Raw genomic sequence first — 20,583 nt, 5'->3', positions numbered from 1 at the left:
TTCCAGCAAGTTTCAAGGGTCTTGCAGAAACGAAACACCCCACGCTGACGGTGCATCACCGGCGCGTCCCCGGAACGGGATCGGCACCCCCCCCCCCCCCCCCCCCCCGCGCCCCCCCCCCCCCCCCCCGCCCCCCCCCCCCCCCCCCCACCCCCCACCCCCCCCCCCCCCCCCCCCCCCCCCCCACCCCCCCCCCCCCCCCCCCCCCCCACCCCCCCCCCCCCCCCCCGGCCCCCGCCCCCCCCCGGCCCCCCCGCCACGGGAAGCGTCCCCCTTCGGGCCCCGTCGTACCCGTCACACCGTCGGCCGGACGCACCGGTCCGGGCCGTACCGGTCCAACGCCCGCACCGAACCTCACTCGGATAGGTGACACTGCCGGCCGCCGCCGACACGCTCCGGGGCTTCGTTGCCCGCGTCCCGGCCCACCGGTACCAAGGGACCCGACCGCATCCGCGAACGAAGGGCGCCCGCCGTGACCGTTCCCGCACCGCACGTCCGCGCCCTGGTCCACCCGGTCCACCCGCGGCACCCGCACCGGCGCGCCGAGCGGGTGCCCCGCCGCCCGCACCCGGTCGGCGAGCTGACCCCGCGTCACCCGCGCGGCGCCTGCGCACCGGCCAGGACCGGGCAGAGCGTGCTGGCCGCGCGGTTCGCCCACCGACTGGTCGAGGTGCTCACTGGCCACCGGCCGGCCGGGCAGCTCCAGCGGCACACCAGCCTGCCGGGCTACCAGCAGCTCACCGCCCTGGTCCGGACCGGCCCGCTCCGGCCGCGCGGCCGGCTGACCGCGCACCGGCTGGGCCGGGTCTACGACTCCGCCCCGACCGCCCGGGCCCTGGAGGTCTGCGTCCGGGTCGAGTTCGGGCCCCGGCACCACATGGTGGCCTTCCGGCTGGAACGCCACCGCCGGACCGAGCAGTGGCAGTGCACCGCCGTGGAGGCCCGCTGACGAAACGTCAGGAGGCGCGGGGCGTGAGCCCCGCGCCTCCTGGCACCAACCGGTACGACTACTTCCGGCGACGGCCCTTGGCGGCCCGCGCGGCCTTGCGGCGCTCGGCCCGGGTCAGCCCGTCGCCCTCCTCGCCGGCCAGGGTGTCCTCGAAGTCGCCCTCGACCACGGTGTCGTCGCCGTCCACCGACGGGGCGGTGTAGTGCAGCCGCTGCGGCTTCGGGGCCTCCAGGCCCTTGGCCTTGATCTCCGGGCGGGACGCGGCGGCGTCCTTCTCCAGCTTCGCCAGGGTCTCCTCGGCGTCCGCCAGCGGGACCTCCTCGACCTGCTGCTCGACCTGGACCTCCAGGTTGAACAGGTAGCCGACGGACTCCTCCTTGATGCCCTCCATCATGGCGCCGAACATGTCGAAGCCCTCGCGCTGGTACTCGACCAGCGGGTCTCGCTGGGCCATCGCCCGCAGGCCGATGCCCTCCTGGAGGTAGTCCATCTCGTAGAGGTGCTCGCGCCAGCGGCGGTCCAGCACCGAGAGCACCACCCGGCGCTCCAGCTCACGCATGATCTCGGAGCCGAGCTGGTCCTCGCGGGCGCCGTACTGCGCCTGGATGTCCTCCTGGAGCACCTTGGTGAGGAACTCCGAGGTCAGACCGGCCGGGCCGCCGGCCTCCTCCTCGAGCTCCTCCAGGTCCAGGGTGAGCGGGTAGAGCTGCTTGAGCGCGGTCCACAGCTTGTCGAGGTCCCAGTCGTCCTCGAAGCCCTCGCCGGTGGCGGCACCGACGTACGCGGCGACGGTGTCGTCCATGAAGTGGCCGACCTGCTCCTGCAGGTCCTCGCCCTCCAGGACGCGGCGGCGCTCGCCGTAGATGACCTCGCGCTGACGGTTCAGCACCTCGTCGTACTTCAGGACGTTCTTGCGGATCTCGAAGTTCTGCTGCTCGACCTGGGTCTGCGCCGAGGCGATGGCGCGGGTGACCATCTTGGACTCGATCGGCACGTCCTCCGGCACGTTGGCCATCGCGAGCACGCGCTCGACCATGCCGGCCTTGAAGAGCCGCATCAGGTCGTCGCCGAGCGAGAGGTAGAACCGGGACTCGCCCGGGTCGCCCTGGCGGCCGGAGCGGCCGCGCAGCTGGTTGTCGATCCGGCGGGACTCGTGGCGCTCGGTGCCGAGCACGTAGAGGCCGCCGATGCTCTGGACCTCCTCCTGCTCCGCCTTGACCGCGGCCTTGGCCTTCTCCAGCGCGGCCGGGAAGGCGGCCTCGTACTCGTCCGGGGTGTCCAGCTCGGTCAGACCGCGCTGGGCCAGCTCGGCGGCCGCGAGGTGCTCGGCGTTGCCGCCGAGCATGATGTCGGTGCCACGGCCGGCCATGTTGGTGGCCACCGTGACGGCGCCCTTGCGGCCGGCCTGGGCGACGATCTGCGCCTCGCGCTCGTGGTGCTTGGCGTTCAGCACCTCGTGCGGCACGCCGCGCTTGCGCAGCTCCTGGGAGAGGTACTCGGACTTCTCCACCGAGACGGTGCCGACCAGGATCGGCTGGCCCTTCTCGTGCTTCTCGACGATGTCCTCGACCACGGCGGCGAACTTGGCCGGCTCGGACTTGTAGATCAGGTCGGGCTGGTCGATCCGCAGCGGGTTCTTGTTGGTCGGGATCGGCACCACGCCGAGCTTGTAGATCTGGTGGAACTCGGCCGCCTCGGTGGTGGCCGTACCGGTCATGCCGCCGAGCTTGTCGTACAGCCGGAAGAAGTTCTGCAGGGTGACGGTGGCCAGCGTCTGGTTCTCGTTCTGGACCTCCACCCCTTCCTTGGCCTCGATCGCCTGGTGCATGCCCTCGTTGTAGCGACGGCCCGCGAGCATGCGGCCGGTGTGCTCGTCGACGATCATGACCTCGCCGTTCATCACGACGTAGTCCTTGTCGTTCTTGTAGAGCTCCTTGGCCTTGATCGCGTTGTTCAGGAAGCCGACCAGCGGGGTGTTCACCGACTCGTAGAGGTTGTCGATGCCGAGGTAGTCCTCGACCCGGCTGACGCCCTCCTCCAGCACGCCGACGGTGCGCTTCTTCTCGTCCACCTCGTAGTCGCGGTCGCGCTTGAGGCGCTGCACCAGCTTGGCGAAGTCGGCGTACCACTTGGTCGCCTGGTCGGCCGGGCCGGAGATGATCAGCGGCGTACGGGCCTCGTCGATCAGGATCGAGTCGACCTCGTCGACCACGGCGAAGTTGTGGCCGCGCTGCACCAGCTCGTCCTGCGACCACGCCATGTTGTCGCGCAGGTAGTCGAAGCCGAACTCGTTGTTGGTGCCGTACGTGATGTCCATCGCGTACTGGCGCTTGCGCTCGGCGGGCGACATGTTGCCGAGGATCACGCCGACCTCGAGGCCGAGGAAGCGGTGCACCCGGCCCATCCACTCCGAGTCACGCTCGGCGAGGTAGTCGTTCACCGTGATCAGGTGGACGCCCTTGCCGGTCAGCGCGTTCAGGTACGCGGGCAGCGTGCCGACCAGGGTCTTGCCCTCGCCGGTGCGCATCTCGGCGACGAAGCCGAAGTGCAGGGCCGCGCCACCCATCAGCTGGACGTCGTAGTGCCGCTGACCGAGCACGCGCTTGGCCGCCTCGCGGACGGTGGCGAACGCCTCGGGGAGGATGTCGTCGAGCGTCTCGCCGTCCGCCAGCCGCTGCTTGTACTCGTCGGTCAGAGCGCGCAGCTCGTCGTCCGTGAGGTTGACGAAGTCCTCTTCGATGGAGTTGACCTGGGCGGCAATCCGCTGCAGCTTGCGAAGGGTCTTACCCTCGCCGGCGCGCAGGATCTTGTCGAAGACGGACACTTGGGCGGGCTCCTTGCCTGGATCGGCTCTGGACGACTGCACGGTGGGGTCGACCCCACCGCACGGGCCATCGTATGCGAGGAGTCCAACGCGCCGGGAGGTGCGTCAGCACGGTAATACCGTGTCACCCGTGGGAGCACAACCCCTGATAGGCCCCGACGGGGGACAAAACGGGCCACCGCGCCTGCCCCTCGCGCTCGTTGTTACGTACAAGTCGGGTCCTTGGTTCCCGGCCCCGCACTGTCGGACCCGGGATCTACGCTGCTGGGCATGACCGCCCCGAGCTCTCCCGCCCCGACCGTCGAACTCTCCGCCGACGACGCCCGCCGGATCGCCCTGCGCGCCCAGGGGCTGCTCGGCGCCCCGGACCGCCGGGCCGGGGTCCGGGGCGTGCTGCGCCACCTCGGAGCGGTCCAGCTGGACACCATCTCGGTGCTGGCCCGCTCGCACGAGCTGGTGCCGTACGCCCGGCTCGGCGCGGTCGGCCGCCCGGCGGTCGAGTCGGCGTACTGGGGCTCGGCGGCCACCTTCGAGTACTGGTCGCACGCGGCCTGCGTCCTGCCGATCGAGGAGTGGCCGCTGTTCGCCTTCCGCCGCCGGGGGTACCGGGCCCGGGGCCACCTGTGGGGCGGCGAGGTCACCGAGGCGACCTACCGGCGGGTGCTCGACCGGCTGCGCGCGGAGGGCCCGCTGACCTCCACCGAGCTGGGCGGCGCGAAGAAGACCTCGGAGTGGTGGGACTGGTCCGACACCAAGATCGCGGTGGAGCGGGCGCTCGCCTTCGGCGACGTGGTCTGCACCGAGCGGCGGAGCTGGAAGCGGGTCTACGCGGCGGCCGAACAGGCCGTCCCCGCCGAGCTGTTCGGCCAGGACCCGACCGACCAGGAGTGCGTCCGGCAGCTGATCACCCAGGCCGGGGCGGCCCTCGGGGTGGCCACCCGGGCCGACCTGATGGACTACCACCGGCTGACGGCCGCGCACTTCGACGCCGCGCTGCCCGAGGCCGGTCTGGTCCCGGTCACGGTGGCCGGCTGGGGCGCCCCCGCCTGGGCCGACCCGGCGGCGCTGGCGACCGCCCCGCGCGGGCGGCACCGCACCACGCTGCTCTCGCCCTTCGACTCGCTGGTCTGGGACCGCGCCCGCACCGAGCGGATCTTCGACATGGCGCACCGGCTGGAGGCGTACACGCCCAGGCACAAGCGGGTGCACGGCTACTTCGCGATGCCGCTGCTGGCCGGCGGCCGGCTGGTCGGCCGGGTCGACCCGGCCCGCGAGGGCCGCACCCTGGTGGCCCGTCAGGTCTCGCTGACCTCGCCCCGGCACGTCGGGGCGCTGGCCGAGGCGCTGCGCGAGGCCGCCTCCTGGGTCGGCTGCACCGCGGTCCGGGTGGAGGCGCTGCACGACGAGGCGCTGCGCCCGGCGGTGGAGAAGCTGCTCTCCTGACGGTTGGTCGGATCGGGTGATCTTCCCGGGCCGGGCGTGTCATCGGTGATCAGAGGCCGTTGCCCCCTGGTGTCCACTCCCCGACCGCTTGGAGCAACGATGGGTCCGACCCTGCACCCCGCCCGGGCCTGGCTGAGCCGCCGTGCCCTGCTCGGCACCGCCGCCGCCGCGACCGCGGCGGGCGCCGTCGGCTTCGCCCCCCGATCCGTGGCCGCACCCCGGTCGCCGGCCGACGAGGCGGTCAGCCGGGCGCTGGCCCGCGAGATGCTGATGGTCGCCGAGGACGAGCGGACCGACCTCACCCTGGAGTACCTGAAGATCCTGATCGACGGTCAGCTCCCGCCCGGCACCGCCACCACCGGCGGCAGGCGCAAACGCGTCCTGGTGGTCGGGGCCGGCGTCGCCGGGCTGACCACGGCCACCCTACTCAAGCGGGCCGGGCACGAGGTGGTGGTCATCGAGGCCAACGGCAGCCGGGTCGGCGGCCGGATCAAGACCTTCCGCGGCATGTTCGCCGACTCCCGGCAGTACGCCGAGGCCGGCGCGATGCGGCTGCCGGACTTCCACCCGCTGGTGCTCGCGCTGGCCGACAAGCTGGGCCTGAAGCGGCAGTTGTTCTACAACGCCGACATCACCCCGGGCACCCGCCCGATCGGCGCGGTGCCCCCGGTGACGCACCGCTCGTTCACCGGCGAGACCTGGACCAACGGCCCCGCACGGGAGTTCCGGCCGCCGACCCCCAACTTCCGCGCCCTGCTGGCGGTCAACGGCCTCCAGGTCACCAAGGCGGCCTACAACCAGTCCCCCACCGAGGTGAATCGTTCCTTCGGCGCCCGGTTCGACACCACCGCCGCCCAGGCGGTCGACGCCGCCTTCGCCAAGGTCACCGTGGGCCCCGGCGACATCCGGCAGCGGCTGGACGGCTGGACCGGGATCTTCCAGCAGTACGGCTACCACTCCACCCGGCAGTTCCTGCGCGAGGAGGCCGGCTGGGACCCGGCCTCGGTGCAGGCCGCCGGGACGCTGGAGAACATGACCTCCCGGCTGCACTACTCGCTGATCCCGACCCTGATCGACCGCGCGGTGATCAGCCCGACCAACCGCTACTGGGAGCTGGAGGGCGGCATCGACACCCTGACCACCAAGCTGGCCGAGCCGCTGAAGGCCGAGCTGCGGATGGGCCGCCGGATGACCCGGCTGACCCAGCAGGCCGGCGGGGTCCGGATCGAGACGACGGCCGAGACCGGCGACGAGGAGTCCCCCGACGGCGCGCCGACCGACCCGACCGAGGTGTTCGAGGGCGACTACGCGATCGTCACCATCCCGTTCAGCGCGCTGCGGTTCTGCAAGATCGAGCCGCTGATGTCCTACCCGAAGCGCCGCGCGGTGACCGAGCTGCACTACGACTCGGCGACCAAGGTGCTGCTGGAGTTCCGCACCCGGTTCTGGGAGCACGGCCCCTGCGGCTTCGCCGGCGGCGGCTGCGCCTCGGACAGCGCCAGCCGGTTCACCTACTTCCCCTCGAACGCGCCGGACGGCTCCCCGGGCGGGGTGGTGCTGGCCGCGTACTCCTGGGCGGACGACGCGATGCGCTGGGACGCGCTGACCCCGGGCGAGCGGTACGCCTTCGCGCTGAACGACCTGGAGCGGATGTTCGGCCCGCAGGTCCGCCGCGAGTTCACCGGCGTCGGCGTCACCCAGTCCTGGGCCAGGGCCCGCTACGCGCTGGGCGAGGCGGTCATCGCGACGCCCGGCCAGCTGCACGAGCTCCACCCGGCCGCCCGGCTGCCGGAGGGCCGGGTGCACTTCGCCGGCGAGCACACCAGCCTGAAGCCGGCCTGGATCGAGGGCGCGCTGGAGTCCGCCGTGCGCACCTTCCTCGAGGTCAACGCCCGCTGACGGACCGTCGGATCCTGGGGGTCGGGGCTACCCGATCTCCAGGATCTTCTCCCGCATCGCGTAGACCACGGCCTCCATCCGGGAGTGCAGCTGGAGCTTCTCCAGGATGTTCCGGACGTGGTTCTTCACCGTGTTCTCGCTGATGAAGAGCTCCTTGGCGATCTCCCGGTTGTTCATCCCGGTGGCGACCAGCTTGAGCACCTCCAGCTCACGGTCGGTCAGCCGCGGTGCGGGCACCAACTCCCGGTCGTCCGAACGCCGTTGGATCATCGACTTGAACTCGGTGAGCAGCTTGGAGGCCATCGCCGGGCTGATCTGCGACTGCCCGTCGGCGACCGCCCGGATCGCGGTGGCCACCTCGTCGGTGGAGATCTCCTTGAGCAGGTAGCCGGTGGCCCCCGCCTTGATCGCCTCGTAGAGGTCGGCTTCCTCGTCGCTTATCGTCAGCATGATGATCTTGGTGCTGGGCACCACGTCCTTGATCGCGGTGCAGGCCTCGATGCCGCTCCGCCGGGGCATCCGGACGTCCATCAGGATGATGTCCGGCAGCAGGTCGGCCGCCTTCACCACCGCCTCGGCGCCGTCCCCCGCCTCGCCGACGACCCGGATGTCCTCCTCCTCGGCCAGCACGATCTCCAGGCCTCGTCGGAACAGGGCGTGGTCGTCCACCACCAGCACCCGGATCGGTTCGGCCCGGCGCGGCGGATAGTCCGCCTCCCGGGCCTGTTCGGTCGTCAGACCGAATCGCTCCCCCATCCGTGCCTCCCCGTGACCGGTCGTGTCCGGCCATCATTCCACGAAGCGCCGTCCCCGATCACCCTCCGCCGTCGAGCCGCCCAGCTGGGTGACCCCCGGCGGCCGAAGCCGCCGGGGGTCACCCGTTCACCGACTGCTGTTCGGTTGTCGCCACAGAGCCCGGTCAGTCCTCGTCGGGCCCGCCGATGGCGCCACCGGCGCCACCCACCTCACCGACGGTCGAACCGTCCGTGGTCAGGTGGATCACGCCGTAGTGGTAGCCGTGCCGCCGGTAGACCACGCTCGGCAGGCCGCTGTCCTTCTCGACGAAGAGGTAGAAGTCGTGGCCGACCAGCTCCATCTCGAACAGCGCCTGGTCCAGCGCCATCGGTGCGGCGCCGTGCGTCTTCTCACGGACGACGAGCGGGCCGTCGCCCTCCACCTCCAGAGATCCCATCATGGTCTTGCGAACGGCGCCGTTGGCCCCGGCACCCGGCGACTCCGCCTCGGGGAGCGCGGCCAGCGCGGCCGTCGCCTCCGCGACGCTGATCGGGGTACGGCCGTTGCCGCCCTTGTGCACCCGGCGCCGGTCGGCCGACTTGCGCATCTGCGCGTCGAGCTTCGCCGAGGCCAGGTCGAGCGCCGCGTAGGGGTCCGCGGCGGCGGCCTCGGCCCGGATCACCGGGCCACGGGTACGGAGGGTGATCTCGACCCGCTCGGACCGGTCGGCCTGACGCGGGTTGTGTTCCTTGGACACCTCGACGTCGAGGCTGATCACCTTGTCGTCGAACTTCTGGACCTTCTCCAGCTTCTCGGCCACGTGCTCGCGGAACCTCTTGGGCACCTCGGTCTTGCGGCCCTTGACGACGATGTCCACGCAGAACTCCGATCCCTTGTGCTGACGCCGATCCGGAGTGCTCACCGGACCGGACTGAGACCCAGCCGGACCAACCTCTCCCTCGCCGACCCGCGGTTCGCCGGGAGCGGCGAGTGCGACTGGCCCTCACCTCACTTCCTCCCCACCAGGAAGGCTTGAAACCCCTTGGAGCCTTATCGAACACCTCACACCGGGATTTCGCCTCCCCAGCCTTGTGCCGGTCGAACAACGTAGTGACGCGGTGCTGGCGGTACGGCTGTTCCACCTTGTTTACCCCCCTGCGGGTGAAACATCGGCGAACGCCTGGACAACACCCCCAGGGCGGACCACCGTTTGGCCCAGCCACATCCGGGGAGGCCGCCATCGCCGTCCATCTCCTGTTCGAACTGCTCGACCTGCTGCTGCCCACCACCTGCGCGGGCTGCCGCACCGGCCGGACGCAGCTCTGCCCCGCCTGCCGCACCGCGCTGGCGGCCACCAGGCCCGGGCCCGCCGGGCCGCAGCCGGCCCCGCCGGGGCTGCCACCGCTGCACGCGGCGGGCCCGTACGCGGACCCGGTCAGGCGGTTGCTGATCGCCCACAAGGAGCGCGGGGCGCTGCGGCTGGCCGGGCCGCTCGGGCGGGCGCTGGCCCGCGCCGTGCACCCGCTGCTGGACGGCCGGCCGGTGCTGCTGGTGCCGATGCCCTCGACCCGGCGCTCGGTCCGGGCCCGGGGGCACGATCCGACCCTGCGGCTGGCCCGGGCCGCCGCCCGGGAGCTGCGCCGGGGCGGGCATCCGGTCCGGGCCGCGCCGGTGCTCCGGCACGGCCGCGCGGTGGCCGACCAGTCGGGGCTGACCGCCGCGCAGCGCCGGACCAACCTGCACGGCGCGCTGGTGCCCGGACCCGGCGCCGCCCGGCTGCTGACCGGCCGTCAGCCGGTGCTGGTGGACGACCTGGTGACCACCGGCGCCACGCTGGTCGAGGCGGCCCGGGCACTCGGCGCGCTCGGGCACCCGCCCCGGGGCGCCGCCACGGTCGCGGCGGCGGTCCGCAGGCGTCAGCCCGGGTAGCTGAAGGACCAGGCCTCGGGCTTGCTCGGGACCTCGCGCCACTGGTTGCCGACCAGCCGGTAGATCTGGTGGCCGCCCGAGGTGGCGAGCACCGGGGGCACCTTGTCCGACCGGTCGCCGCGCGCCTCGGTGGCGGAGACCGAGGACATCGAGTCCCCGCCCTGGAGCACGAAGTCGGAGTTGACCGAGCCGTCGATGCCGAAGTAGTGCAGCTGCTGGAGCTTGCCGTCCTCCTTGCCGAGCACCAGCAGCTGGTCGGTGTCGGCCCAGGAGACCGAGACCACGTCGCTGAGCATGGTGCCGACCGGCCGGAGCTCGGTCACCGTGGCCACCGGCGCGGTCCGGGTGCCGGCGTGCTCGACCCGCCCGATCAGCAGGCTCTGGCGGTTGGCCTCGGTCACCACCAGCGCGATCCTGGTCCCGTCCGAGGCCACCTTGAGCGAGGTCACGCTGCGGCCGCCGAGCCCGTCGATCCGGACGGGCACCAGGGTCCGGCCCCGGATCACCGTCACCTGGGAGCCGCCCGGGTGACGGTCCACCACCCAGAGCGAGCCGCGCCCGTCCCAGCTCGGCGAGGTCAGCCCGCTGTCCGCCCCGACCCACTGGCTGGTGATCACCGAGGTGCCGAGCTTGCCGCCCTCGGTCACCCAGAGCTCCTTGCGGTTGGCACTGACCAGGGCGGCCTCGGTGCCGTCGCGGCGGACCGCGAAGCCGTCCGGCCGCAGCGGCTTCTCCAGGCCCAGGTCGCCCGCCATCGGCGCGCCCTTGGCCTTGGGGTCCAGGTCGTTGGTGGCCTGGGTCAGCTGCCCGTTCCCCAGCAGGTAGTACTGCTGGGTCCCGGCCGACCCGCCGGCCAGCGCGCCGGGCGCGATCTGGGCGGTGCGGGCCGCGTCGGTCTGGCAGCCGCCCCGTTCGCCGTTCAGGTCCAGCCGGACCAGCTGGGACTTGCCCTGCAGGTCCGAGAGGGTGTGGAAGAGCTGGGCGGCCATCTGCTGGCAGCGCGGCTGGATGCCGCCGAAGTCCGGCACGCTGATGTGCACGGCGGCCACGCCGCCGTCGTTCACCGTGACGGTGTCCAGGATCCTGGTGGTCTTGTCGAAGACCGGGTCGACCACCTTGCCGAGCCAGCTCGAAGGCCCCTCGACCAGCGCCTTGGCGGCGGAGGTGAACGGGTCTATTCGGCGCCGCAGGTAGACCGGGTCCGGCACCAGGACCGGGGACTGCCGGTCGCTCCACGGGTCCTCGGCGGACGGGTAGTAGAGGTCGACGGACCGGTAGCCGTTCTTGAACATGGTCTGATCGATGATCAGACCGTCCGGGAGCTGGTCGATCCGCCACTGCCCCTTGTTCTTGCCCTCGGACTCCTTGACAAAGGTGAACGTCTTCGAGAACTGGGGGTCGCGGTCCGCCCGGTAGGCGTGCTTGCCGTCGAGGACGGCGACCTGATCGCCGGTCACCTTGATGGTGGCCGCGGTCTCGCCGCCCTCCAGGGTGTCCCGGGCCGGCGCGGCGCGCAGCACCACCACCCCGGCGTCCGGGTTCCACGTCTTGGCGGCCGCCGCGGTCAGGTACTGGCCGGCCGTGCGGTAGTCGGTCTCGTCCGCGTTGGCCGCGTCCAGGAAGCCCGCCAGCAGGCTGTCCGGCCCGTCACCGGGGTGCGGGGCGATCGGGAAGACCCGGACCTGGAGGTTCTCCGAGCCGGCCGCCTGCGGGAGCTCGACGCGCTCCGGCGGCCCGTCGGAGGGCATCGCCACGCAGCCCGCGGTGAGCGTCGAGACGATCACCATGCCGAGCGCGCCCACGGCCCGTCGGTCAGTCCTGTCCGTCCTCGGCACGCCCGGCCCCCTCCGTCTCGCTCTGGTCGGCGTCCTCACCGGACGCCTTCGGCGCAGCGGGCGGCCGGACCGCCGATCGGTCCACCACCACCTGTGCACCGGTCGCACCGTACCCCGCCGCGGCGGCCCGGACGTCCGAGGGGTCGGAGACCGGTGCGGTCGGCACCTTGCCGAGGCCGGGGCCGATGCTCAGCACCCCGCCGAGCCCGCTGCCGAAGCCACTGGTGGGCGTCTCCGGGGTCTCCGGCACCTCGCCACCGGGCTCCCCCGCCACGGTCAGTGCGGTGGCCCCGGCCGGCCGGGCGCGCCGGTAGGGGGCGCCCGTGGAGTTCAGGCCGCGGTTGTGCCGGGAGTCCTCCGGCTCCAGCCGGAACGGGGCCCGGCTGATCTCGCCGCCCCGGGTACGGGGCAGGGTGAGCCGGAAGTGCGAGCCGCCGCCGGGCTCGCCCCAGGCCTGTAGCCAGCCGGCGTGCAGATGGGCGTCCTCGACCGCGATCGACAGCCCGAGGCCGGTACCGCCGGTGGTCCGCACCCGGGACGGGTCGGCCCGCCAGAACCGGTGGAACACCCGGGACGCCTCGCCGGGCTTGAGCCCGATGCCGTAGTCCCGGACGCCGACCGCGACCGCGCCGCCGGCCGAACCGAGCCGGATCACCACGTCCCGGCCCTCGCCGTGCTCCAGGGCGTTGACCACCAGGTTGCGCAGGATGCGCTCGATCCGCCGGGAGTCCACCTCGGCGACCACCGGCTCCTCGCCGCCCCGGATGATCACCGCACTGCCCTTGGCCTGGGCCAGCGGGTCGGCCGCGTCGACCACCCGGCCGACCACCTCGCGCAGGTCCACCGGCTCGGCGTCCAGGATCGCCGCGCCCGCGTCGAACCGGCTGATCTCCAGCAGGTCGGCCAGCAGCGACTCGAACCGGTCCAGCTGACCCTGCAACAGCTCGGCCGAACGGGCCGCCATCGGGTCCAGGTCGTCCCGGCTGTCGTAGATCAGGTCGGCCGCCATCCGCACCGTGGTCAGCGGGGTGCGCAGCTCGTGCGAGACGTCCGAGACGAACCGCCGCTGCACCCGGGAGAGCTCCTCCAGCTGCCGGATCTGCGCCTGCAGCGCGTTGGCCATCCGGTTGAACGATTCGCCGAGCCGGGCGATGTCGTCCGTCCCGGTGACCTTCATCCGTTCCTCCAGGTGCCCGGCGGCGAGCCGCTCGGAGATCCCGGCGGCCATCCGGACCGGGGTCACCACCTGACGGACCACCAGCCAGGCGATGCCGCCCAGCAGCATCACCACGAACAGCCCGGCGGTCGCCAGGGTGCCGGTGACCAGGTCCAGGGTCTTGCTCTCCTGGCCGAACGAGAAGACGTAGTAGAGCTGGTACTCGCTGTCGGCGGGCCCGTTGAAGTGCTTGCCGATGACCAGACCGGGCTCTTCGTAAGGCGCGCTGTCGCGCTTGATCATCGTGGTCTGCTCGTGCGAGACGGCCGGCTCCGCCGCGACGCTCGCGCGCAGCTCGGGGGAGATCGAACTCGGCAGGATGTCGCCGGAGTAGTAGGCGCCGCGCAGACCCGCGCTGGCCGCGCTCTCCTGGATGCCCTCGCCGGGCACCATCGCGATCACCGAGTAGACCCCGGTGCCGCCGCTGGCCAGGTCGGAGACCTGCTTGATCAGCCAGGTGCTGATCTCCTCGCGGGTCGGGTCGTTGGTCGCCCCGACCTTCGCCTGCAGGTTGATCGCGTCGTTGATCTTCTCCTGCTCGATCTCGAAGCCGCCCCTGGCCTGCCCCTGCGCCGCGCCCTTCTTGGCGCCCAGCAGCCCGGTCCGCACCTGGGCCACCACCACCACACCGAGCACCAGCACCACGGCGAACGACAGCAGCAGGGTGGCCGCGACCACCCGGACCTGGATCGACCGGCGGTAGAGCGCCGGCAACCGGTGGAACGGCCGCAGGAACTGACGGCCCACCGACGCGAGCAGTGCCCGCAGACCACCACGGGGCCGGCGGCCCTCGGTGGTCGAACTCAGCACGTCCCCGCGCACGGCGGACTCCCCGTCGGCGGCGTTGCCCGACGGGGAGTCGTCAGTCTGGTGCTTCACGTCAGCTGGGCCCGGCCTTGTATCCGACGCCACGGACCGTCACGACGATCTCGGGACGCTCCGGGTCCTTCTCGATCTTCGAGCGGAGCCGCTGGACGTGCACGTTGACCAGCCGGGTGTCGGCGGCGTGCCGGTAGCCCCAGACCTGCTCCAGCAGCACCTCGCGGGTGAACACCTGCCAGGGCTTGCGGGCCAGCGCGACCAGCAGGTCGAACTCCAGCGGCGTGAGCGGGATGCCCCGCCCGTCCCGCTTCACCGAGTGGCCGGCCACGTCGATCACCAGATCGCCTATGGTCAGCTGCTCCGGAGTCGGCTCCTCGGCCCGCCGCAGCCGGGCCCGGACCCGGGCCACCAGCTCCTTGGGCTTGAACGGCTTGACGACGTAGTCGTCGGCGCCGGACTCCAGGCCCACCACGATGTCGACGGTGTCGGTCTTCGCCGTCAGCATCACGATGGGCACGCCGGACTCGGACCTGATCTGCCGGCAGACGTCGATACCGTCCCGCCCCGGCAACATCAGGTCGAGGAGGACCAGGTCAGGCTTGGTCTCCCGGAACGCGGCTAGTGCCTTGTCCCCATCCGCGACGAAAAACGGCTCAAAACCCTCACCACGCAGCACGATGCCCAACATCTCGGCCAGTGCGGTGTCGTCATCGACGACAAGGACGCGTCCCTTCATGGGTCCATCCTCTCATTACCGGATTGTGACCTGCCGCACAGCCGTGCCATTCTGGCGCGCCTTGGCTCGCCAAGTCGGTCATTTCGTAACAAAGTTCGTCGGCCGTGCCACGCCGTCCGAGGGTCCGTGAGGTACACCCGGGCCGACCTGCGAACGCCCACCGCCACCATGGCACGATGGGCGGCACAGAGTACCGATTCCGCCAGGGAGCCGTGATGACCGACACTCCGGGCTGGGCCTCGCCCAGCTCGCCCGAGCCGCCCCGAGAGGACGCCGGCCCGTCGGCAGCAGTGCCCCCCGCTCCGGCCCCCGGGCCGTACGACGCAGCATACGGCCAGCCGGCCCCCGGCCAGGGCGGTCCGCACCCCGGCTGGGGTCAGCAGACCGGTGCGCCGCAGCCCGGCTGGGGTCAGCCCGGCTGGGGGCCTCCGCTCAGCCCCAAGCCCGGCGTGATCCCGCTCCGGCCGCTCGGCGTCGGCGAGATCCTGGACGGCGCGTTCAGCACCGTCCGCACCTACTGGCGCACCACGGTCGGCCTGAGCCTCGGCGTCGCCGCGCTGGAACAGGGCCTGCTGGCCGTCGCCCAGTGGTGGCAGTACGAGCAGCCCGACGCGGTCGGCCCGCTGGTCCTGCTGGCCTTCGGCTACCTGCTCGGCCCGCTGCTCGGCATCGTGGCCACCGCGATGCTCACCATGGTGGTCAGCAAGGCGATCCTCGGCCAGCCGGTGTCGCTCGGCGCGGCCTGGGCCGCCGCCAGGCCGCAGCTGCTCAAGGCGACCGGGCTGAGCCTGCTCACCGGGCTGATCGTGCTGCTCATCGTGATGGTCTCCGCGCTGCCCCTGATCCTCACCGCCGTGGTCGGCGACGTCGACCCCGGCATCATGCTGCTGACCGGCCTGCTCATCCTGCCGGGGCTGGCGGCGGCGCTCTGGGTCGGCGTCCAGCTGAGCCTGGCCGCCCCCGCCCTGATGCTGGAGAAGCAGGGCGTGTTCACCGCGCTGTCCCGCTCCCGGCGGCTGGTCAAGGGCGCCTGGTGGCGCACCTTCCTGGTGACCGCGCTGATCCAGCTGCTGGCCGTGGTGTTCAGCGCCGTCGTGATGATCCCGTTCACCATCGCGGGCGCCGTCTTCGGCATCGACACCATGAGCGACAACGGGGACAGCCCGTTCGCGAACCTGGGGGCCGCCGGGCCGCCCGCGATGATCGTGATCGTCTCGATCGGCGCGATCCTCGCCTCCTCCCTCACCGTCCCGGTGCTGGCCGCCGTGAACGTCCTGCTCTACGTCGACCGCCGGATCCGCCGCGAGGGCCTGGACATCGAGCTCACCCGGGCCGCCGGCATCCCCACCCAGCACGGACCGCAGGGGACCTGACCGGATGCCCAACTGGGGGGAGACGGTCCCGTTCGACGGAGCTCCGGTCACCGTCGAACGGGACCCGGCCCGGGACGCAGCCCGCGCCGAACTGCTGAACCCGGCCTACCACCGGCACGACCCGAGCCTGCTCGAACGCATCCGGACCTGGATCTTCGATCAGCTCGACCAGGCGTTCGGCGCGGTCGGCCTGCCCGGTGGCGGGATGACCACCGCCGCGCTCTTCCTGCTGGTCGCCGCGCTGCTGGCGGCCGCCCTGTGGTGGCGGTTCGGCCGCCTCGGCCGGACCGCCCGCACCGCCGCCACTCTGTTCGACAGCACCGGCCCGGCCACCGCCGCCGACCACCGCACCGCCGCTGCGGCGCACGCCGCCGCCGGCGCCTGGGACGACGCGGTGCGCGAGCAACTGCGCGCCCTGATCCGGGGGTTGGAGGAGCGCACGCTGCTCGACGTCCGCCCCGGCCGGACCGCCGACGAAGCCGCCGCCGAAGCCGGCCGGGTACTCCCCGAGCACGCCGACGCGCTCCGCCGCGCCGCCCGCACCTTCGACGACGTGGTCTACGGCGAACACGCCGCCGACCGGGCGGCCTACCACTCGCTGCTGGAACTCGACCTGGCGGTCGGCACGGCCCGGCCGACCCTGACCGGAGCCGCCGGATGACCACCTCCACCCCGGTCGCCGGCTTCCCCGGCTGGGCCCAACTCTGGCGCCGCAGCCGGTGGTTCCTGGCCGCCGCGGCCTTCGTCCTGCTGGTCGCCCTGCTGATCTCCGGCCTGGGCGGCCACCGCGAGTACCCGCCGCTCGACCCGCGCGACACCGACCCGCAGGGCACCCGGGCCGCCCTCCACCTGCTGGAGGAACGCGGCCTGACCACCCGTACGGTCGCCACCGAGGCCGAACTCACCGCCGCGCTCGCCGAACCGGGCAGCACCGTGGTGGTCCCGTTCACCGTCCCGATGCCGTCCCGGCAGCTCGTCCTGCTCGGGCGCCAGCACCGGGGCAGCGACAGCCGCCTGGTGCTGATCGGCCCGGACACCAACGCGCTCGCCGCCATCACCCCCGACCTCGCGCCGGCCACCGACGCCACCGGCGATCCGCTGTACCAGGAGCCGACCGCCATCGACCCCGGCTGCGCGCTCCCCGAGGCCACCCGGGCCGGCCGGGCCGAACTCGGCGGCCTGCTCTACCGACCGGGCCCCGGCGACGTCGGCTGCTACGCCGTCAACGGCCACCCCGCCCTGGTCCGGCACACCGACCCCGGCTCCCGCGAGGTCGTCGTGCTCGGCAGCGCCCGGGCGCTCACCAACGACCGGCTGGACGAGCAGGGCAACGCCTCGCTCGCCCTCGGCCTGCTCGGCTCCCGCCGCCAACTGGTCTGGTACCTCCCGGACTACACCAACGCGCCGAGCGTCGAGCCGCCGAAGAGCCTGACCGAGCTCATCCCGGACGGCTGGAACTGGGCCGCGCTCCAACTCGGCATCGCCACCCTGCTCGCCGCCCTCTGGCGAGCCCGCCGACTGGGCCCGGTGGTCACCGAGGAACTGCCCGTCGTGGTCCGCGCCGCCGAGACCACCGAGGGCCGGGCCCGGCTCTACCAACGGGCGAGGGCCCGCGGCCGGGCCGCCGACGCGCTCCGCCGGGCCGCCCGGCACCGGATCGCCGCCGCCCTGGGCATCCCGCTCAGCACCGGCGAACCCGACCCGGCCGCCCTGTGCGCCGTGGTCGCCGACCGCGTCGGACAGCCCGCCACCGACCTGCACGCGCTGCTGTACGGCGCCGCACCCACCGACGACGCCGCCCTGCTGCGGCTGACCGACCAACTCGATGCCCTGGAAAGGCAGGTACGACAGCCGTGACCGAGCAGGCCGCCCCCACCCTCCTCACCAAGACCGACGAGGCTCCGGCCTCCGACGCCAGGGCCGCGCTCACCGCGCTGCGGGCCGAGATCGCCAAGGCCGTGGTCGGCCAGGACGCCGCCGTCACCGGCCTGGTGGTCGCCCTGCTCTGCGGCGGCCACGTGCTGCTCGAAGGCGTGCCCGGCGTCGCCAAGACCCTGCTGGTGCGCACCCTCTCCACCGCGCTCAGCCTGGAGACCAAGCGCATCCAGTTCACCCCCGACCTGATGCCCGGTGACGTCACCGGCTCGCTGGTCTACGACACCAGGACCGCCGAGTTCTCCTTCCAGCCGGGCCCGGTCTTCACCAACCTGCTGCTCGCCGACGAGATCAACCGCACCCCTCCGAAGACCCAGGCCTCGCTGCTGGAGGCGATGGAGGAGCGCCAGGTCACCGTCGACGGCGAGCCCCGCAAGCTCCCCGAGCCCTTCCTGGTCGCCGCCACCCAGAACCCGGTCGAGTACGAGGGCACCTACCCGCTCCCCGAGGCCCAACTCGACCGCTTCCTGGTCAAGTTGATCCTCCCGCTGCCGACCCGTGAGCAGGAGTTCCAGGTGCTCGCCCGGCACGCCGCCGGTTTCGACCCGCGCGACCTGGCCGCCGCCGGGGTCCGCCCGGTGGCCGGCCCGGCCGACATCGCCGCCGCCCGCGCCGAGATCGCCGAGCTCACCGTCTCCCCCGAGGTGCTCGCCTACATCGTCGACCTCTGCCGGGCCACCCGGCAGTCCCCGTCGCTCTCGATCGGCGTCTCCCCGCGTGGGGCCACCGCCCTGCTCGGCACCTCCCGCGCCTGGGCCTGGCTCGCCGGACGCGACTACGTCACCCCCGACGACGTCAAGGCGCTCGCCCTGCCCACCCTGCGGCACCGGGTCCAGCTCCGCGCCGAGGCCGAGATGGAAGGCGTCACCGCCGACTCGGTGATCCAGGCCGTGCTGACCCAGACCCCGGCCCCGCGCTGACCCTCCGTCACCCTGCCCTAGGAGCACCCCGATGGCCCTGACCGGCCGAACCGCCCTCATCGCCGCGCTCGGCGCGCTGGTCGTGGGCCTCCTGCTGCCCTCCTGGGCCGGGATCGGCGCGGTCGGCCTCCCGCTCCTGCTCGCCGTGCTGGCAGACCTCCTGCTCGCCGCCCCGGTCCGCCGCCTGCGGTTCGAACGGGGCGGCGCCACGACGGTCCGCCTCGGTGAACCGGTGGACGTCGAACTGTCCGTCACCAACCCGTCCGGACGCCTCCTGCGGGCCCGGCTCCGGGACGCCTGGGCCCCGTCCGCCTGGGCCCCCGGCACCGCCGTGGCCGGCTCCCGGCACACCCTGACCGTCCCGGCCGGGGAACGCCGCCGCCTCACCACCAGGCTCGCCCCCACCCGCCGAGGCGACCAGCACGCCCACCGGGTCACCGTCCGCTCGCTCGGCCCGCTCGGCCTGGCCGCCCGCCAGGGGTCGCACCAAGTCCCCCGGAGTGTAAGGGCGTTGCCCCCGTTCACCAGCCGCAAGCACCTGCCGTCCCGACTGGCCAGGCTGCGCGAACTGGACGGCCGCACCTCGCTGCTGAGCCGGGGTCAGGGCACCGAGTTCGACTCCCTGCGCGAGTACCTCCCCGGCGACGACGTCCGCTCCATCGACTGGCGCGCCAGCGCCCGCCGCAACACCGTCGCCGTCCGCACCTGGCGCCCCGAACGCGACCGGCACGTGCTGATCGTCCTCGACACCGGCCGCACCTCGGCCGGCCGGGTCGGCGACGCCCCCCGGCTCGACGCCGCCCTGGACGCCGCCCTGTTGCTGGCCGCCCTGGCCACCAAGGCCGGCGACCGGGTCGACCTGCTCGCCCACGACCTGCACGTCCGCCGCACCGTCCTCGGCCGCTCGGCCTCCGAGGTGCTGCCCGCCTTCACCAACGCGATGGCCACCCTCGAGCCCGCCCTGGTCCAGACCGACCTGCGCGCCCTCACCTCGGCCGCCCTCCGGCTGGCCCCGCGCCGGTCGCTGATCGTGCTGCTCACCGGCCTGGACGCCGGGCCGGTGGAAGAGGGCCTGCTCCCCCAGCTCCCGCTGCTGACCAGGCGCCACGAGGTCGTCCTCGCCTCGGTCGCCGACCCCCGACTGGACGAGCTCGCCGCCACCCGCGGCACCGTCGAGGACATCTACGGCGCCGCAGCCGCCGAACAGACCCGCGCCGACCGGACCCGCACCGCCGCCCGCCTGACCCGCCGCGGCATCACCGTCCTGGACGCCCCGCCGGCCGCCCTCCCGCCGGCCCTGGCCGACACCTACCTCGCCCTCAAGGCCGCCGGCCGCCTCTGACCACAACGGCGGTGCCCGGCGGACCCGTGGGTGAGCCCTGCCCTCGCCGGTACCTCGGTCAGGGCTGGTCGTACCAGGAGAACGCCGTGATGCGCCAACCCTCCGGGGTGCGGACGAACTGGATCGTCTTGGTCCCACTGCCCTCGAAGGGCTCCCCGTCCAGCACCCCGGCCTTGCGGTAGTCACCGAACCGGCACGCGATGTCCCCGACGATGTCGGTCCGCTCCGAGGTCTCCCACTCGCTGAACTCCGTCAGCCGGCCATCGGCCAGCAGCCGCTCACGAGGCTCGATGAACTCCTCCACGGTGTAGGCCGTCAGCTCACCCCCGGTCTTCACGATCACCCCACCCGGCAGCATCAGCCGCCGGATCCGCCCCACGTCAGCGGTCTTCCCATCCCGGTTGTCGAAGGACCCGAAGAACTCGGCGGTCACCTTGTCTATCTCGCTCTTGGACATGGCGGGAAGGTAACACGGGGCCGAAGCGCCGTGTCGAGTCATTAGGAGTCGCTCCGGGGGCGGGCTGTGGTGCGTTCTGGTCCGGAAATGCAGAAAGCCCCTACCCGATCCCGGGTAGGGGCTTTCTGACTAAAGATTGTTCGGCGGCGTCCTACTCTCCCACAGGGT

At 72.9% G+C, this 20,583-nt stretch carries 15 protein-coding genes and 1 pseudogene; 9 read left to right on the top strand and 7 right to left on the bottom strand.

Annotated features, from left to right (window positions below; all coding sequences use genetic code 11):
• Positions 1 to 472 precede the first annotated feature (472 nt).
• Complete coding sequence (locus ACIRPK_RS35560; RefSeq protein ID WP_403046733.1) at positions 473 to 949, top strand: Rv3235 family protein; 477 nt, start codon at positions 473 to 475, stop codon at positions 947 to 949.
• Between the two features lie 58 nt (positions 950 to 1,007).
• Here the strand turns inward: ACIRPK_RS35560 and secA are convergent, their stop codons facing one another.
• The gene (gene secA, locus ACIRPK_RS35555) at positions 1,008 to 3,773 is read right to left on the bottom strand and encodes a preprotein translocase subunit SecA (protein ID WP_403046731.1); all 2,766 of its coding nucleotides are present in this window, start codon (positions 3,771 to 3,773) and stop codon (positions 1,008 to 1,010) included.
• A 270-nt stretch (positions 3,774 to 4,043) separates the two neighbouring features.
• Between secA and ACIRPK_RS35550 the strand changes: the two genes are divergently transcribed.
• On the top strand, positions 4,044 to 5,216 hold the full coding sequence (locus ACIRPK_RS35550) for a winged helix-turn-helix domain-containing protein (RefSeq protein WP_403046728.1): 1,173 nt from the start codon (positions 4,044 to 4,046) through the stop codon (positions 5,214 to 5,216).
• Positions 5,217 to 5,315: 99 nt separating this feature from the next.
• Entirely contained in the window at positions 5,316 to 7,115 is a 1,800-nt protein-coding gene (locus ACIRPK_RS35545; RefSeq protein ID WP_403046725.1) for an FAD-dependent oxidoreductase, read from the top strand.
• A gap of 27 nt (positions 7,116 to 7,142) precedes the next feature.
• Here ACIRPK_RS35545 and ACIRPK_RS35540 read toward each other — a convergent pair.
• Both ACIRPK_RS35540 and hpf read right to left on the bottom strand, forming a co-directional pair.
• Positions 7,143 to 7,811: pseudogene (locus ACIRPK_RS35540) on the bottom strand (response regulator); the annotation flags it as partial.
• Positions 7,812 to 8,034: 223 nt separating this feature from the next.
• A complete protein-coding gene (hpf, locus tag ACIRPK_RS35535; protein WP_403046735.1) occupies positions 8,035 to 8,727 on the bottom strand; it encodes a ribosome hibernation-promoting factor, HPF/YfiA family in 693 nt (230 codons plus the stop codon).
• Positions 8,728 to 9,011: 284 nt separating this feature from the next.
• Here hpf and ACIRPK_RS35530 point away from each other — a divergent pair, with 284 nt between their 5' ends.
• Positions 9,012 to 9,779, top strand: coding sequence for a ComF family protein (locus ACIRPK_RS35530; RefSeq protein WP_403046722.1), 768 nt, complete (start codon positions 9,012 to 9,014; stop codon positions 9,777 to 9,779).
• On the opposite strand, the gene ACIRPK_RS35525 is transcribed toward ACIRPK_RS35530, so the two are convergent.
• Genes ACIRPK_RS35525 through mtrA form a run of 3 tightly spaced genes read right to left on the bottom strand, consistent with a single transcriptional unit; the run spans position 9,767 to position 14,388 of the window.
• Positions 9,767 to 11,581 (bottom strand): LpqB family beta-propeller domain-containing protein, encoded by a 1,815-nt coding sequence (locus tag ACIRPK_RS35525; protein WP_403046719.1) that lies wholly within the window; start codon positions 11,579 to 11,581, stop codon positions 9,767 to 9,769. The genes ACIRPK_RS35530 and ACIRPK_RS35525 overlap by 13 nt on opposite strands.
• Positions 11,582 to 11,591: 10 nt before the next feature.
• Positions 11,592 to 13,709, bottom strand: coding sequence for an MtrAB system histidine kinase MtrB (gene mtrB, locus ACIRPK_RS35520; RefSeq protein WP_403046717.1), 2,118 nt, complete (start codon positions 13,707 to 13,709; stop codon positions 11,592 to 11,594).
• Between the two features lies 1 nt (position 13,710).
• Positions 13,711 to 14,388: an MtrAB system response regulator MtrA gene (mtrA, locus tag ACIRPK_RS35515; protein WP_057236786.1), complete on the bottom strand. Its 678-nt coding sequence runs from the start codon at positions 14,386 to 14,388 to the stop codon at positions 13,711 to 13,713.
• A 215-nt stretch (positions 14,389 to 14,603) separates the two neighbouring features.
• Here mtrA and ACIRPK_RS35510 point away from each other — a divergent pair, with 215 nt between their 5' ends.
• From ACIRPK_RS35510 to ACIRPK_RS35490, 5 genes are read left to right on the top strand one after another with little or no spacing between them, the layout of a single operon-like run.
• Positions 14,604 to 15,761 carry a hypothetical protein gene (locus ACIRPK_RS35510; protein WP_403046715.1) on the top strand — a complete coding sequence of 386 codons (1,158 nt, stop codon included), beginning with the start codon at positions 14,604 to 14,606 and terminating at the stop codon, positions 15,759 to 15,761.
• Between the two features lie 4 nt (positions 15,762 to 15,765).
• A complete protein-coding gene (locus tag ACIRPK_RS35505; RefSeq protein ID WP_403046713.1) occupies positions 15,766 to 16,422 on the top strand; it encodes a DUF4129 domain-containing protein in 657 nt (218 codons plus the stop codon).
• Positions 16,419 to 17,618 (top strand): DUF4350 domain-containing protein, encoded by a 1,200-nt coding sequence (locus ACIRPK_RS35500; RefSeq protein ID WP_403046711.1) that lies wholly within the window; start codon positions 16,419 to 16,421, stop codon positions 17,616 to 17,618. Before ACIRPK_RS35505 ends, ACIRPK_RS35500 begins: the two co-directional genes overlap by 4 nt.
• Entirely contained in the window at positions 17,615 to 18,616 is a 1,002-nt protein-coding gene (locus tag ACIRPK_RS35495) for an AAA family ATPase (RefSeq protein ID WP_403046709.1), read from the top strand. Before ACIRPK_RS35500 ends, ACIRPK_RS35495 begins: the two co-directional genes overlap by 4 nt.
• 31 nt (positions 18,617 to 18,647) lie before the next feature.
• Complete coding sequence (locus ACIRPK_RS35490) at positions 18,648 to 19,958, top strand: DUF58 domain-containing protein (RefSeq protein WP_403046707.1); 1,311 nt, start codon at positions 18,648 to 18,650, stop codon at positions 19,956 to 19,958.
• A gap of 58 nt (positions 19,959 to 20,016) precedes the next feature.
• Here the strand turns inward: ACIRPK_RS35490 and ACIRPK_RS35485 are convergent, their stop codons facing one another.
• The gene (locus ACIRPK_RS35485) at positions 20,017 to 20,415 is read right to left on the bottom strand and encodes a nuclear transport factor 2 family protein (RefSeq protein ID WP_403046705.1); all 399 of its coding nucleotides are present in this window, start codon (positions 20,413 to 20,415) and stop codon (positions 20,017 to 20,019) included.
• Between the last annotated feature and the right edge of the window lie 168 nt (positions 20,416 to 20,583).

It is taken from the genome of Kitasatospora sp. NPDC101801 (genome assembly GCF_044766665.1).
Taxonomy (GTDB): domain Bacteria; phylum Actinomycetota; class Actinomycetes; order Streptomycetales; family Streptomycetaceae; genus Kitasatospora.
The sequence above is the reverse complement of the archived record's forward strand: the minus strand, read 5'-3'. Positions and strand labels throughout refer to the sequence as shown.